The organism is Roseateles sp. AC306, from assembly GCF_979253795.1.
Genome location: NZ_CEEDEB010000008.1, coordinates 164,431 through 179,624 on the forward strand (window position 1 = coordinate 164,431; position 15,194 = coordinate 179,624).

The 15,194-nt window shown below is 58.0% G+C and carries 11 protein-coding genes; 1 reads left to right on the forward strand and 10 read right to left on the reverse strand.

Annotated features, from left to right (window positions below; all coding sequences use genetic code 11):
* Window positions 1–31: 31 nt before the first annotated feature.
* The 7 genes from AC0IZJ_RS17115 to AC0IZJ_RS17145 all read right to left on the reverse strand — a co-directional run bounded on the left by AC0IZJ_RS17115 (window position 32) and on the right by AC0IZJ_RS17145 (window position 7,880).
* Window positions 32–1,573 carry a DNA translocase FtsK gene (locus AC0IZJ_RS17115; protein WP_471852111.1) on the reverse strand — a complete coding sequence of 514 codons (1,542 nt, stop codon included), beginning with the start codon at window positions 1,571–1,573 and terminating at the stop codon, window positions 32–34.
* Entirely contained in the window at window positions 1,570–3,639 is a 2,070-nt protein-coding gene (gene dndD / locus AC0IZJ_RS17120) for a DNA sulfur modification protein DndD (protein ID WP_471852113.1), read from the reverse strand. The genes AC0IZJ_RS17115 and dndD overlap by 4 nt, the downstream gene beginning before the upstream one ends.
* Window positions 3,640–3,651: 12 nt before the next feature.
* Window positions 3,652–3,861, reverse strand: coding sequence for a DNA modification system-associated small protein (locus tag AC0IZJ_RS17125; protein WP_471852115.1), 210 nt, complete (start codon window positions 3,859–3,861; stop codon window positions 3,652–3,654).
* Window positions 3,854–5,008: a DNA phosphorothioation system sulfurtransferase DndC gene (dndC, locus tag AC0IZJ_RS17130; RefSeq protein ID WP_471852117.1), complete on the reverse strand. Its 1,155-nt coding sequence runs from the start codon at window positions 5,006–5,008 to the stop codon at window positions 3,854–3,856. Before dndC ends, AC0IZJ_RS17125 begins: the two co-directional genes overlap by 8 nt.
* Before the next feature lie 168 nt (window positions 5,009–5,176).
* A complete protein-coding gene (locus AC0IZJ_RS17135; protein ID WP_471852120.1) occupies window positions 5,177–6,079 on the reverse strand; it encodes a phosphorothioated DNA-binding restriction endonuclease in 903 nt (300 codons plus the stop codon).
* 41 nt (window positions 6,080–6,120) lie between these two features.
* A complete protein-coding gene (locus AC0IZJ_RS17140; protein ID WP_471852122.1) occupies window positions 6,121–7,374 on the reverse strand; it encodes a DGQHR domain-containing protein in 1,254 nt (417 codons plus the stop codon).
* Complete coding sequence (locus AC0IZJ_RS17145; protein WP_471852124.1) at window positions 7,374–7,880, reverse strand: hypothetical protein; 507 nt, start codon at window positions 7,878–7,880, stop codon at window positions 7,374–7,376. The genes AC0IZJ_RS17140 and AC0IZJ_RS17145 overlap by 1 nt, the downstream gene beginning before the upstream one ends.
* Window positions 7,881–7,992: 112 nt before the next feature.
* Between AC0IZJ_RS17145 and AC0IZJ_RS17150 the strand changes: the two genes are divergently transcribed.
* Entirely contained in the window at window positions 7,993–10,590 is a 2,598-nt protein-coding gene (locus AC0IZJ_RS17150; protein ID WP_471852126.1) for a DNA phosphorothioation-associated putative methyltransferase, read from the forward strand.
* An 81-nt stretch (window positions 10,591–10,671) separates the two neighbouring features.
* Here AC0IZJ_RS17150 and AC0IZJ_RS17155 read toward each other — a convergent pair whose 3' ends face one another.
* From AC0IZJ_RS17155 to AC0IZJ_RS17165, 3 genes are all read right to left on the reverse strand, one after another.
* Complete coding sequence (locus AC0IZJ_RS17155) at window positions 10,672–11,754, reverse strand: hypothetical protein (protein WP_471852128.1); 1,083 nt, start codon at window positions 11,752–11,754, stop codon at window positions 10,672–10,674.
* 474 nt (window positions 11,755–12,228) lie between these two features.
* Complete coding sequence (locus AC0IZJ_RS17160; protein ID WP_471852130.1) at window positions 12,229–12,360, reverse strand: hypothetical protein; 132 nt, start codon at window positions 12,358–12,360, stop codon at window positions 12,229–12,231.
* 139 nt (window positions 12,361–12,499) lie between these two features.
* Window positions 12,500–14,437: a DNA recombination protein RmuC gene (locus AC0IZJ_RS17165; protein WP_471852132.1), complete on the reverse strand. Its 1,938-nt coding sequence runs from the start codon at window positions 14,435–14,437 to the stop codon at window positions 12,500–12,502.
* Window positions 14,438–15,194 lie beyond the last annotated feature (757 nt).

The window sequence follows — 15,194 nt, forward strand, 5'->3', positions numbered from 1 at the left end:
CTCAACACCTGGTAACGGCAGTTGGACGCAGCTACTTCGTAGCGCTGGCAATTAGTTGCACAACATTCTCTAAGCGCACGAACACCCCGTGCGCGCGGACCAGCGCGTCACCAGGCAAGCGAATCAACATGTCGCCGGCGCCTAAAAGGTTTTCCGCACCTTTGTCATCCAGGATGATGGTGGACTCGGTTCCCTTCTGCACGGTCAGTGCGACGCGCGCCGGGATATTGCTTCGGATGAGTCCACTGAATGTTTCTGCGTCAGGCCGTTGCGTCGCCAAAATCAGATGGATGCCTGCGGCACGCGCCTTTTGAGCAAGGCGAGCAATTAGCTGCTCGATGTTCGGGTCCTGCATGACAAGGTCGGCCATCTCCTCGACAACCACGACTATGTTGGGCAAAGATTGACCCTTGCGGCGAGCCTCGACGATGTTGTTGACGCTCAGCTTGTTGAACACCGCATAGCGCGCCTCCATCTCCGTCACCAGCTCAGTAAGCATTTCACGAGCTTGCGTGACCTCAGTGGCAATTTCACCCCGATAGAGATTTGGCAGCTTTGAGTACGGCGCAAACTCCACCTGTTTCGGGTCGATAAGGGCAAGCTGCAGCGACTCGAACTTGTGCCTCAGCAAGAGGGACAAGATGAACGCATGGAGACAGACGCTCTTGCCTGAGCCTGTAGTGCCACCGACAAGCAGATGCGGCGCACTTGCCAGGTCGAACGAAACATCATCTCCGGTGACAGTTACCCCCGCGTACACCTTTAGGTCATTTGCATCGCGAGCAGTGCCGTAAGCCCAATCTCGGAGACGTTCGATGCCAACGGGATTCCATGTGGACTTCGGCCTCGGAAGGTCGATGAAGACCGTCTTTGCCTCGTCGCCGTTCGTCACGGTCGGCAACGCGTTGCCGAGGCTTAGAGCAAGGCCAAGCTGGGACATGCTGCGCTTCAACTTGCCAGAATCGGCGAGGTTGACCAGGAGGACTCGATAGCGCGTGATTCTTGGCCCTTGAATGGCCTCCTTCACTTGCACCTTTATTCCAAGTTCATCCAGCGCCTTGACTAACTGCGTTGAGACGTCCGCAGCACGCGCCACTGGGCTCGCTTTCTGGCCCTCTTCTGAGTCGTCACGCTTGTCTGCGAACTCCGGCATCTCGGAACGACGCATTACAAGCGTCTCGACGAACTTGTCGTAGTTCTGGTCGCACGCTTCCCAATCGCTCCAAAGGGCCAAGGCCCCGCGGTGCCAGTGCGCGCGCACCCCCGACCGAAAGGCTTCCATAGAGTCGATAGGCGTCCCCTCGGAAGTCAGCGAGTGGGTGACCAAGAGACCCATCCAGGCTCCCATGTTCTCTAGGGAAAAAAGGGACGTAGCAGGGATGTCCTTGCCTTGCGAGTCGACGCTTCCACTGGGAAGCCTTCCCATTGCAAGTGAGCGGCCAATCGCCAACCGCGCCACTTGAGCCTTTGTATCCAAGCCCATGAATTGCCGAAGCTGGTCAGTGCGGTTGTCAGCCTCCTGGCTCGTCCGGTACCGCATCGACAGAGCTTGCTGAACGTCAAGGTCACTCATCGACCGCCTCCGAAATATTTGCCTTCTGTGACGGTGGTGCGTCCAATGCCATCTCCAACGTCCTCATGCTCCAAAAGGAACGTTGCGCAAACATTGTTGTGGATTCGGGCATAGAACGATTCGTCGATTTCCTCATCCTGAGACAACAAGATGACCTGGCGGTCGAGGTTGCTCGTCCAGAACTTGAAAATGTTCTCGCGATGCCGGCTATCGAGCCGCCCCAACGGGGTGTCGACAACCATTGGCGCTCGAACGCCCGACACTTCGGCGAGACCAGCAATCAACGCAGTAGCAAATATCTGGTTCTCGCCTGCCGAGCGGTCGAAGGCAATCTCTTTGCCCGTCTTGCTGAGGATGCGCGTTGTCCCATCGTTCGCAATAGCAATCCGCGAGACTTGGTCCTTGTGCGCAAGCTGCTTGTACACACGCGTCATCGCAGTAGCCAAAGCTTGGACTTTTAGCGGGAACAGGTGCGGGACGACCTCTTCGATGACCGAACGAACGCGCTCCGACTTGCTTAGCAGCTGTCTGACCGGGCTGGATTCATCTCGTCGCTTGGTCTCCTGGCTGTAACGAGCACGCGTATTGCCTACCGTCACTTCGAGGCCGATGATGTCCCGCGCGTCGTCCTTAAGACGGCTCTCGAGTTCGTCAATTCCACTGTTGATGTCGCTGAGCTGCCGTTTCAATTCGGCCAAGGTGCCGTCTCGGTCGATGCCTTCGACACGATGAATCTTGCGATTGAGCTCCTCAACGCGCTCCTGGTGTTCGCGCTGGCTAGACAGCAGGTCGTGCACGTCTTGCTGCCCAACAGCAATTGAGTCCAAGAAATGGAGCGCCCGTCCTCGAAGTCCTTCGTGCAGATATCCGTGGACTAGCTTGTCAGCGCAATCAGTAGGGGGCGGATGGAAGAGCGAGGCCCATGCCGTCTCAATACGCGCCCTCATCGTCGCAATCTGGGCATCGGTTAAAGCTGGCGTAATAGCCGGCTCATCAGCACCCAAGAAGGCTCGTTCGAACGTGTCCCGTTTCGGCTGCAGGGCTCGACACTCCGTCTCCCATGCCACGAGCGCCATTTCGCGTTGAAGCTGCTTCTTGAACTCAGCAAGCAGTGAGCGAGGCATTAGGTGGAAGGGGAGCTTCTCAGCGAGGATGCGCTCCAGCGCCTTCTGTGAATCGCGCTGCGCACTCCGGTATTGCTCGCGTTCCTCGACAAGGTCCTTGACGGTGGCAATGTCTCCGCCGCCACCGCCTGCAGCAGCAATTCGCTCGAAGAGCGAAGTGCGCTCGTCCTTGAGCGCTGTCAACTTCGCCTTGCTTTCATCCTCGTCCCGCTTCAACGCGTCAAGCTTGACCTCGTCCGCCGAGAGTGCTTCAAGCATCTTGTCGATGCTCTCGTGGTCAACGCTTGCAATGCCCGCGCGCTTTGCATTCTCAAAGGAACGCAGTCGCTCAGCCAGGTTTCGCAACAAGACAATGCCGAGGAGGCCTTCAAGCCCCTGTTTCACCTGCTCGATGCGCGACTGGTCCGCCAGCTTCTTGACCTCTTCACCGTCGAAGAAGAAGAACGGCGCAATGTGAGCCGGCACGAACTGGTCATCCAGCAAGTCGCCAAGTTGGAAACCTGCCTTGCCGTCGGTCTTAGGAACGCCAGGGACTCCGCGCGTAATCTCGCGGACGACAGCCTCGTCTTCAATCCAATTGCCTGTCGAGGTGCGGAAATACCACCGGCGAAGAACGTCAATCGCCTTGGTCTTCGTGCGATTCACTACGACGCGAACAGACATGACGTCTTCGCTTGCCCTCCGCGCCTCACCGTTGAAGGCTCGCTCCAAGAAGGTGGGATAGCCGCGCACGTCCTCGAGCTTCAGCCCCGCGCGCGCGAGGTGAGCCATCGCGTCTTTACCGTACAAGCACAAGTACAACGCTTCAAGGACAGAAGTCTTTCCGAAGCCGTTCATGCCCCCGATGAGGACAATGTTCTCCCCATTCTGGGGCTCCGGAAAGTTGAACTCGGCGCGCCGATAGCTCTTGAAGTTGGTTAGCTCAATCTTTGAAATCCACAAGGCCCGTCTCCCTCAGTCCATGCTTCCGAGAATTTCTTCAAAGCGCGCGAAGATGCCCGCGGCTCGTTCTTGGTGTTGGCGTTCTCGCTGCAGGGTCACTAGGTCAGTGACTACGTCGACGGGCACTCGGTGCTTTCGGCAGACTTCCGCTAAAACGGCGCTCGCCTGAGCGTCCGCCCACAACGGGAGGTCACTGACACTGGTCTCATCAGGGTTAGACATTGGCTAGCTTCTCCTCTTGCTGCAGCTCTTCGGACCAAATCTTATGTATGAGGTCTATCTCGTCTGGAGAAATCAACTTGCCGCCGAACTGCAGTTGCACTGCTAGCAGGCGGTCAAGAATTTCCTGTCGAGCTTGGATAGTGAACGGTCCAGGGATGTGTTTGCCGGTCAAATCGAATGTTAGGCGCCCATTGCGCCTGATGGCGCTTCGCCGATTGGGGTCGTTTCGAATGTCGACCAGCCAGTCCCTGAATGCGACCAGCGGCTTGTACGCATGCTGTCCTGAGTCGATGAACCCTTGGAGGCTCTTGTCCTTCTCTACAACTGTGCAGGTCCAGCAACCGAATCGACTGTTAGGGGTTCCACAGCCCGGCGCCTCATCCTTGCTAAGCACAACGGGACATTCGCCCCCTTCAGCGTCTCGATAGAGCTGGAACAGCTTGTTATGAGTGCCTCCCCATGGGGCGGGGAAGCTTCCAAGAATCTCCCAAACGTCATCCGTCGTCAGGTCAACAATCGGACGGAAGATGTAGGCGCCCGTAATGCTCGAGTGCGGGTTGAGATTGGTACCTCTCTCGTTCTCGTACTTGTCGACGGTCATCATCCGTCGAACACTCTCAGTGCGTCGCACACCAAGTACAACAATCGCAGCGCCGAATTCCGAAATGTTGGCGTTGATGTATCCGCTGGTGGGCTGTATCTTCAGCCGGTCCGTGCACCAACGCATTTGAGAGTTCGGACTTGGGTAGCCTTTGCCAATGAGCAGTACCCAGAACGTCTTAGTCAGCTCTGGGTGCGTGCGCGCAACCGTGAAGGGAAGCCCTAGGCTTTCAGCAGCCTCCTGGATGACCGCCGTCACCTCATCCAGGTGAGCCATCACGAGGGGGCTTTCTACCAGCGTGTCGTTTGAGACGATGTGGACCGGGCGAAGACGCTGCGACGGCGGAATGGCGAGGAGAGCCTCGAACACTGCGTGCGCTACCACGGTTGAGTCCTTGCCGCCGGAGAAGCCGAGAATCCACGGGTAGTGCTGTGCCTCGGAAAGGTACTCTTCCTTCACATGCTGGACGATTTCACGCCAGCGGTCTTCGATGGGAACTTCAGGGGCTTCGGACACGACAATGACGGCTGCGAGGGCGTCAGCCAAAAGGCAGCGCCGGCGCGGCTGACGTCCCCCTAGATGTGGATTGCGGGCATCCTACCGGAACGCTCCGCGCTACCTGCCCAGAACAACCCTCAGCGCACGCCAGTCGGCACACGCACCGCGGCGCGGTGGTCCAAGTTCGTCCGAGCTGGTCCACCTCACTGTACACCTTCACAGGTTTAAGCCTGGAGTCGACGGTCTTGCGTCGCGCTTGAACACCCAATCGTGATGCCAGCGGACGAAGTGCGAAGCCGGTCGATGTTCGAGACGAACTGGGGCGCGGACCGGCTGACCGTGGTGACGCATCAAGACCTCATCGAAGCGAGCGGTTCCGTGCACTTGTTCGGACACCTGAACGCGAGCGGCCAAGTCTACGGTCAGCGCACCGAAGTCAAACAGCTTATGGTGCAGTGCGCAAAGTGCGAGACCGTTCTCCACGACATCGGGACCGTGCGCCTGATGCCACTTAATGTGGGCAGCCTCCAATCCAACTGTGACACTACCTATGCGAAGGTCGAGTTCGCATATGGCGCATCGGTACTCGTAAGCCTGCAGAACTGCGCTCCTGAAGTTCGGGTCGCGCCTTTGCCGGAACACCAAACCTACTCTGCGCATGCCCGTACTCAAGCCGACAGCGTCGACGATGTCGCTGTGCAGCGACTGTGGGAAATGCGCGTCTAGCAAGCGCTGAGCTGCTTGCTCTATCAGCGCAGGGTCCACTTCAAGCTCGGTCACGATGTCGTCCGCAAGGTGCCCGCGGGCGTTCGCTGCACGCAACTCAGACCTCGGCGGGTCGGTGTTTGTGAGGCGTGCTCGCATCGGTCTGTCACTTTCGACCGACCAGACGCCATCATTTTGCAAGCGCCAAAATGGATACTCCGGATGTACGGAACGGCTCGACGGCCCAAATTCCTTAATTAGGGCCGCAAGCGCAGCTTCGCAATCGCGATAGGGTAGTGTGCGGAGCCCCCGACTGAGCCTGCCCAGCGCAAGTAGCACAAGCAAGGGCTTGTGTGGCGCGCGACTATCAGCTCGTCGCCAGATATTTAAACTTTCAAGTCGCTCTGCGCCCATAAGCCCCTTGAAAGTTAGCGGTTAAACAGGCACAAATGTATCTAGTGCAGCCGCTCCGGCAAAGCGTCCACATCTATACCGGCGCTATTTAGAGCCTTTCTATACCGCTCAAGTAGTTTGTCGCCGGCTCCCAGCCCCGCAATATGTCTTAGCAAATCTCTAGCCAATAGCCTGCCACTGGAAACTACATTCGCCTTGACCGGGTTCCAAATTACGTTTAGATAAGGAGGGCTTGATATTTCAATTGGTATATTGGAAAGTTTCTTAATGGCCAGTAACAACGAGATTTCATGCACATCGGCGAATTCAATGGCAACCTCCGTGAACATTTCAAGACCTATTGGCCTGAAAAGCAGATGGCCACCGTGGTCCCCCCGACACCCTTCCGTAACCAACGCAGGGTCCGCGCTGGAAAGCACTGCATTTATTTCAGGGAAGGCCTCGCCCAATGCGGAGAAATAGTCAACCGCTTGAGCCTCTAATTGCACGAGTTTATCGTCCGCGGGGCGGTTAAACCGCAGCCTGCGGTCGCTTCGAGCACGGGTGTAATGTATGAAAATCTGCTTTAGGACGTCATATAACGTCGATATAGTAGTCAATGAAATTCTATTGCCGGCGGGAATGTTTGGACTTCCAATCACCGCGATGCGCGGGTGTTTAAATTGGGGGTTCCCTTCCACCAAGCGGCGGGAAACGATTGCCATAGCATCGTCCTCGTCCAACGCAATGATGTCCCGCTTGCGCACAGGGACGGCAGTCTTGTTAAGCGTCGTAAAGAGCCTACGCGTTCGCTCCATCCCAGCAGCGTCATTCTTATGGCCAACTAGGATTACAGGAACGTGTTCGGACCCGATATTCGCCCCCGATTTAATGGCTTCCTTTATGCCGGCAAGCCGATGCTGACCGTCAATTGCGAAGATTTTCTCCTTCCCAGAGAGACTAAGGAAACCCAAGGTGTCTGCAGCTTCGCTCGGGAGATTCTTTAGCACGTCGGCAGCCTGCAAACCGGAGCGAAAGTTTCCTACCTCAACCCAATCGGGACTACCTCCATATGTCGCTAGAACAAGAGAGTTAAAAAACCGCTCTTTCGTTGTCACAAGGTAGTCAGCGATTTCTTTGCCTCGCTTTTCCTCAAGAGCGCGTTGGATTAAGGCAGAAAGAGCTTTGTCCGGATGAATATCTTCAGCATAGGCAACTCGACTCTCAATTTCCTTCAGCGGCACCAAGCAAGAATAGAATATCCAATCGCCCATGTAGCCACGAAGCGCAGGGAGCAATATAGGTGGGTGTTCCATTAGAAAGCAGCAGCCTTTACAGCAGTTATTTCCGCTCCCAAGTCTCGCTTGTTAACGGGTGGAATTATCGCCTGAAGAAAGGCCTCCTCAATTTGTCCCAAATCCACTGCGGAGTTCGGTATTGGAACGTAGTTGAATTGAAGGTCGCCGTCCCAATTAGCCAGCATGTAATAGACCGCAGGACGGCCTCCTTCAGTTTTTAAGTCCGCCAAATAGTCGCCGAATCGCTTCCTGAGATTTCTAGCAGGCGAAGTGTCACCTGTTATGCCCATGTACAGTATGTATCCATGGACCGGCAAGTCGAGCCCCTTCGCCTCCACGGTGAAAGCGTAAATTCCGCGTTCCTCGGGAATGAGCGGTTGACTCGAAGCACTAAATGGCTGTTGCTGCCAATTTAGTTTATAGGTGGTTTTAAACTGCCGCCAGCTGTCGATGTCTAGAAAAAATTTGTGTACGCCGGCCTTGTACTTCTGTGTGAAGTCGACCAGGTCGTGATGCTTACCCACCACGCAATCTCCCTAAGCTTGTTCTTGGCCGGCATCGTATTTGAAGATACACCCGACCGCACTCCGTGGGAGCCCGCGTGCCCAAGCGGCAAAGCACATAGCAACTGGCACGATGAAGACCATGCCGCATGAACCCGTTGGCAAGCGTGTGCTGGATGAACTCTACGTTCATCTCAGCGCCATTCACCACCTCAGCAACCCGGCGCACGTAGAGGCCATTGCCGCCGCACGGGCCGCTGTGCCGGCGGACCACCCGTACTACCCGAACGTAGCCAAGTTCAACGTTCGAACGGGCGCGCTATCGCTCCTGCACTATCGAGATTTCGAAAGCGCCGCATTTCCAGAGCTTCAGGCGAGCTGGGTGCTTAAGGCCATGAGCCCCGCTCCGGTATTCAACCTGCGACTCTACACAGAGTCTTTGAACCCGCCGGTTCTGCACCGCAAGGAGCGGCTTGTCGCGCCAGACCACCTGTCCCGCAAGGAATGGGAAGCTACCACTGCAACCGCAGAGTCTCTGGGACTCTTCGATGAAACGAGGACCATCGGCTTTCGTTTGAACTGGGAACGATTGATTGCCAAGAGCGGATTTCGCCTGGTAGGCACGGAGTTCTTACCACTGGGCAATGACACAACAGAAGTCAGCGCCTCCGACAGCGTAGCTACCGCCTCACCCGATGTACTCCGCCACCTAACGGCCTTGAGTCGCACTGACGTTTCTGCGCCCGTGCAGCTACTGCTACGACATGGACTGCTCAACACGGACAGCACCTTCTTTGACTACGGATGCGGCCGACGTGGCGACGTCACATCCCTTCTCGAGCAAGGGCTCTCAGCCGGCGGGTGGGACCCGCACTACTGGCCCGAGGAAGAGCGTCTGGCAGCAGACGTCGTGAACCTTGGTTTTGTCATCAACGTCATTGAGGACCCCGCGGAGCGCGTGGAGGCGCTGCGCGCTGCGTTTCGCTTGACTAGACGCGTACTTTCCGTCGCTGTGATGCTCGCGAGTCGCGATGCCGGTGGTGTGCCGTATGGTGACGGCGTACTTACCTCCCGCAGAACGTTCCAAAAGTACTTCACCCAAGGCGAATTCAAGGACTATGTCGAGCAGGTACTCCACTCGCCTGCAGTGATGGTCGCGCCCGGCATTGCCTTTGTGTTTGTCGACAAAGACCTCGAACAGCAGTTTCTATCCGGCAGGTTTAGAACTTCTGACATGGTGCAGCGTCTGCTTCGCACCAGCAGAACGACTCGGGTCGCGGAGAGAGCAGGACGCGCAAGACGGCCGCGTACAGAGCGAGCTGTCATCCGGCGCGACGGCCCGATGGCCAGGCAGCTGCATGCTGCACGTCCGCTGCTCGAACTGCTTTGGGCACGGACGTTAGACCTGGGTCGATATCCAGACCCGACCGAATTCCCGGCTACAGCTGACCTACTGTCTCTCGTCGGCACGTGGACAAGAGCACTACGCCTTCTAAAAAGCTCGACGGACCAAAGTGCATTTGAGGCGGCGAGAGTCTGCCGGCGTGATGACACCGCTCTCTTTATTGTTCAGCAGCTGCTGTCCAAAAGAACGGCGTACCGCAAGCTCGAGCCTGGTCTACAACGCGATATTCGGGAGTTCTTCGGCGACTATGCATCAGCAACCATTTACGCCAAGCGGCTGCTCGAAACGGCGGCCAGTCCCGATGCTGTGCTTCTAGCCTGTCAGCAAGCAGCGCAACTCGGCCTTGGTCACATCGACGGTCAACATTCCCTTCAACTACACATAAGCCTGGCCAACCGTCTACCAGCCTTGCTCCGAGCGTTCATCGCCTGCGGCACCATCTTGTGGGACCAGACTTCGAACGTGCAGATGGTCAAGGTACACATCGGCTCGGGGAAGCTCACACTACTCGAATACGACGACTTCGATTCAAGCCCTGTCCCCCTGCTGCGTCGACGTGTGAAGGTGGGTCTTCGACGTCTTACCTGCGAGGTGTATGACTACGGGAACGAGCAATTTCCTCAGACGGTGCTCATCGGCAAAAGTCGGTTCCTTCACGAGGACCTACCGGGCTATGAAGAACAGGTTCGCTTCGATGAGCAGCTGGAGCAGTCTGGGATTGGTCTAGCCTGGACAGGTACCAAGGAATCCCTCGAGAAACACTTGGCGGCGCATCGCGTTGAACTGCGAGATGGGCTGCTCCGTCCATCGTCAAGAATCCCATCGCTGGATGAGTCGTGTGGGGCAACGTTCTTCTTCCGCCAACTAGTCGAGTGCGGGGAGACGCAAAGGCGTCTGGGAGTAGCAAATGTCCCCGTACAGCCGGAGACCTACAACGCTCTTCATGCCCTGGCAGTCAACATCTTGGACCCGTTGGTTGAATACTTCGGGAGCATCGAGCTAACTTACGGCGTGTGCTGTCGCGATTTGGGAAAGCACATCACCCGAAACGTTGCGCCGCGGTTGGACCAGCACGCCTCTCACGAACTGAACGGAAGAGGCGGTCGCATTTGCGAGCGAGATGGAGCTTCTTGCGACTTCCTCATTCAAGACGAGGATATGCGCGAAGTGGCGCTCTGGATATGCAACAACTTGCCGTATGACAGGCTCTACTTTTACGGCAAGGACCGTCCAATACATGTCAGCTTCGGCCCCTCGAGAAGTGGGGAGGCATATGAGATGTCCAGAACGACATCCGGGCGACTGGTACCGCGAAAGTTCGCCTGATAGCGCGAGTTACAGGCTTCGGTCTCTCGATAGCCGAGGTCTTCCGTTGAAGCATTGACGAAGGCGACCGAATCACCGGCTCTACGCTTGGTCGACGGGCTCGCCGGCCGAAGACGTTGGCATTGCTAGAAGCTTCGCCAAGCGAGCCGCACTCGGGTCGAGGGCCTGAACCGCTTGCTGCGCCTGGTCGAGCCAAGAAATGCTGTCAGCTGACAAGGAGTTAAGGTCTTCAGGCAGGCTGGCTTTCAGGCGTGAAAGGTAATCAGCAGCTTGCTGGTGTTGAGCCCACGCTCCGGCTTCTGCCACGAAACGGTCGCGGAATTCCTTGATGCGTCGAGCCTTCTCCGCCGCAAGCTGACGCTGCCTTTCAGCTTCTGCCCAGCGACGACTCTGTTCCGCCCACTCTTCCTTGCGAGCGCGAATTGCGAGCCCTGCAGCTGTCACTCCGGCCACGACATCGAGCAGCTTGTCTTCCAGGCGCTCTCTGCTGCCATCACCCCAGGACTTCCTGCCTTGGTAGTTGCCTTCAAGCTTGAGCTGCAGCCGGCCGTCGAATGTGTAGGTGTAGACGTGGGTCTTGCTCCAGGAGTACTTTGGGTCGACGTGCACCGTGTCTTTGCGTGCGTACCCCTCCATGAGCGCAATGCCGACTTGCTCGCCTTCGGCCACGAGCACGACGCGCCGGGCTTCGCGGTCTTGCTTGATTTGGATTCCTGCTGCCTTGAGACCGCGTTCAAGGGCGTCAAGTATCTCTACGGCTCGCTCGACGGTAGCTGAGCTGAGCGAGCAGTGGAACGTGTTCGCAGCGTCCGACGCCACGAAGCCGTATTCGTTGGGCTTGCGTTTGACAAGCGCAGCATGCGTCCCCGCTGCGATGGGGGCGAGCTCAACCTCACTGAGGTCGAGAGCTGGCGGGTGCACTTGAATCGGCGGAATCGCTGGAAGGGGTGCGCCTCGTTTGACCGAAGGCGTTGCCGCGCGGAACAAGGCTGCCTCCAGCAGCACTTCCTTGATGTCGCTTGGAGGCAGGGGTGGGCGCGCTGGCGCTTTGCCGTGGGCCTTCTTCGCCCAGTAGCCAACAGGGGGCGTCGGTATACCGTTCTTGCGGCAAGCCTTCGCCAGGCCGACGTCCGAGATGTCGAACTCCTTAGCCAGCCTGGACATGGGGGTGGACCACACTCGCTCGTAGAGCTCATGCCGTGAGATTTTCATAGCGGTATCGGGCGAGCGTGCCTGCAAAAGAACGGCTAGGTTTTATCGTTTCAGGCTCTCTGTATCTGCTCCCTATAAGTGGTGCCGAGGCTGCGTCTGCAGCCAGCATCGCTTTTTGGAGCTCCACCGTGACCGGGCTATTTCTCTAGGGAAGTGCCGGGGCAGGTAGCACACCGAACGCAAGTACCTTGGGGCTAGTGCCAAGCCGACTCAGTCCCCAACATCTGCACGTACTTCGCACCATCAGTGACGATGGAGAGTTCTCAGCGCCAGGCACCCGAGTGTCTGAAGATGGCCGGTTCCTCATGTTTCCTCACGACGTTGAGGACCAGGACGAACTAGAGGCTCTGTGCGAGCACTCTCTATCTGATAGCGATTTGTGACACGGTGACGAGCGCGCCGTTGGGAGCGCTCATGATGTGCCGGTTACGGCTGCAGGACAAACTGTGCGATGACAGCCGCCACCAAAGCGATGACGCTCGTCGCAGCTGCGATAGCAGCCAGTACGGTGCGAGACCGCTCTTCGTTTTCCAGCACGAGGGTGATGAAGGTGCTCATACGGGTTCCTTTCCGTCTTTTTCCATTGTTCGGTTCGTGCTGTCAAGTGAGCTTGACGGGTGCCTTCTTGCGGTGCTTCGCATAAGGGGGGCTCACCGCGACCCGCACCGACGATGGAGAAGAGGCGTACAAGCTCCATTCAGCCGCCGTTTCGAGGGGAAAGCATCGCATCCATGGTCAGCTCGGCCGGGCCCACTTCAACGAGGGGAGCGACCGCGTCTTCATCGGCGCTGGCCTGCTGCACGAGAGGCTGAGGGAGGGATTTAGTTGGTTTTACGCCCAAGTCGCGCAACATTTCGGCCTGCCGGATGACGTTGCCCTTGCCGATGGCCAACTTGTTGTGGGCGGCGGTGAATGAAGCCTGTGCCTGCTCAAGGCGCTCTCCGACCTTCTGCAGGTCGGCAACGAACCCACAGAGCTTGTCGTAGAGCTCTGCACCTCGCCTTGCAATGTCCTGCGTATTCCGGCTCTGCGCCTCCTGCCGCCAAAGATGCGCAACCGTCCGCACTACGAAGAGCAGGGTCGATGGGCTGACAAGCAGGACATTGCGCTGCCAGGCGTCCATGAAGAGGTCGCCATCCGCAGTGACGGCGACCATGAAGGCCGGCTCAATCGGGATGAATGCCAGGACGAAGTCCATGGAGCTCAAGCCATAGAGCTCTTGGTAACGCTTCTCCGACAGCCCCTTGATGTGTGCGCGCACCGAGTCGAGATGCTGCTTGGCGCTTACAGCCCGCTCTTCATCGGTGTCGGCCGTCACGTAGCGTTCATAGGCGACCAGCGAAACCTTGGCGTCAACGACAAGCTTGCGGTCCTCGGGCAGCTCGATGACAACGTCAGGCTGAGCGCGAGTGCCATCGTCCCGCACCTGGCTCTCTTGAACCTTGTACTCGTAGCCCTTGCGTAGGCCAGACGCTTCCAGGACCTTCTCCAGGATGAGTTCACCCCAGTTCCCCTGCGTCTTTGCCTGCCCCTTGAGCGCCATGGTGAGGTTTTTGGCGTCCTCGCTCAGGCTGTTGTTCAAGGTAACCAACTGCTTGACCTGCTCGGCGAGAGCAAACCGCTCCTTGCCTTCCTTGTCGTAGACCTCCTCGACGCGACCCTTAAATTCTGTGAGCTGCGTCTTCAGTGGCTCCAGGAGCTGCCCGAGGGACGCCTGATTTTGCTCGGCAAACCGCTTGGACTTCTCCTCGAGGATGTCCGATGCGAGAGCCTTGAACTGGACAGTCAGCGTCTCCTTCGCATCCAACAGCAGCTGCAACTTTTCAGCCGAGCTTTGACGCTCCTCGTCGGTCCGCGCTCGCAGCTCAGTCAGCTCCTCCATCAACGCAGCTACGCGCTCCTCGGCCGCTTCCTTCCTGGACGTCAGTTGCACCAGTTCACCGCGCACGAGCGCCAACGCCTCGCGCTCTGCCCTCAGCTCGGCCGCCAGCCCAGAAGTCTGTCTGCCAGATGACTCACGCAGGGTCGCCAGTTCGTCTTGTGCGGCCGCCAGCCCAGCCCGCAACTGCGATAGCTCGTGCTCCAACTCGGGCACGCGGGTCGCCAACTGCTGGAAGGTAGCCTTCGCCTGGTTCGACTCGTTCAGTGCCAAATCGGAGGCATTTAGTCTGGACTGCGTCGAAAGCAGTGCCTGCTGTACTTCCGCCAGCTGTTCAGCCAACTGGCTGGCACGCTCGGCGTTCTGTCCGTTTAGCGTCGACACCCGAAGGTGCTCGGCCTCTCGCGCTCGACCAGCGGCCTCTAGCGCGGTCACCTCTGCCTCCAAGGTCGGAACGCGTCCAGCCCGTTCGGTCAGTGTGGCAATCTGGTTCGACGCGTCGTCCAGCGACGTCCTCCAGCCCTCCGCAGCCCGCTCAAGCGCCTCGTGTCGCTCTTGCTCAGCTTGAAGAGCTCGCACCAGGCTTGAAGCGCGCTCGGTTAGGGTGGCCTCGTTGACCTGCGAAGCTGCGCTTGCTTTGGCAACAGCGGCTTCGACCTGCGCGCTCGCTCGAGAGCGAGCAAGCAACAACCCCACAACAAGGCCTACGACCAAGCCGGCCACGGCCGCCAGAATAAGAAATGTCGGTTCGTTCATCGCGCTTCCCCCTGCACTGTGGGATGCACTTTCGCACGACCATCTGGAAACGGCCAAACCAGCCACCGGTCAACTCCTGTGCGGTGGGGCGCCCTCTCGAACTTTTGTATTGACGACGCCCAAAGCGGCCTTCAAAGAGAAGCTAGCAGCTCAACCAGACGGGGCGCTACCTAGTCACTCTTGATGATGAATGGCAGGTACTCGGCTGTCTACATCTCATCACTGATGGGAGTGAACAAGATGAGCAAGGGAATAGCGTTCGGGTGCGTGCTTGCCTTGGCCTCAGGCAATTGCGGTGCCAACCACGGTTTTCCGTCACGCGGTAGCGAACGAGCAGGATGCCGTCCAGGAACGAAATGCATTCAAGCGCTGGTCGTGACACTCAACGCCCGAACAGTCCGCGAAGTAGCGCAAACACTACGAACGCCCCCACCAACCATACCCATCCGGGCGTGCTCTTCGTTGGCGCCGGCGGCGGCACGGAGACCTGCCGATGCTGCGATGGACTGGCCGGCGCGCCCAGCCGACCACCTGTCGATGACGCTGGCGAGCTTTAGCGCATGGAGTCGAGAACGCGCTGATTGGCTGCTGTCGGAGGTGTCAGAGGGGTTCGGAGACGGGGTGCACAGCGCTGGAAGGGCACTTGTTCCATGCGAGCTCCCGAGTGCGCTGAGCTTGCCTAGCGTGGATGTCGTCGCTCCCATAACTCGGGCCATCCACCGACGCGAGGCGGTCTTTAAAGTACCACTCGAGGTCA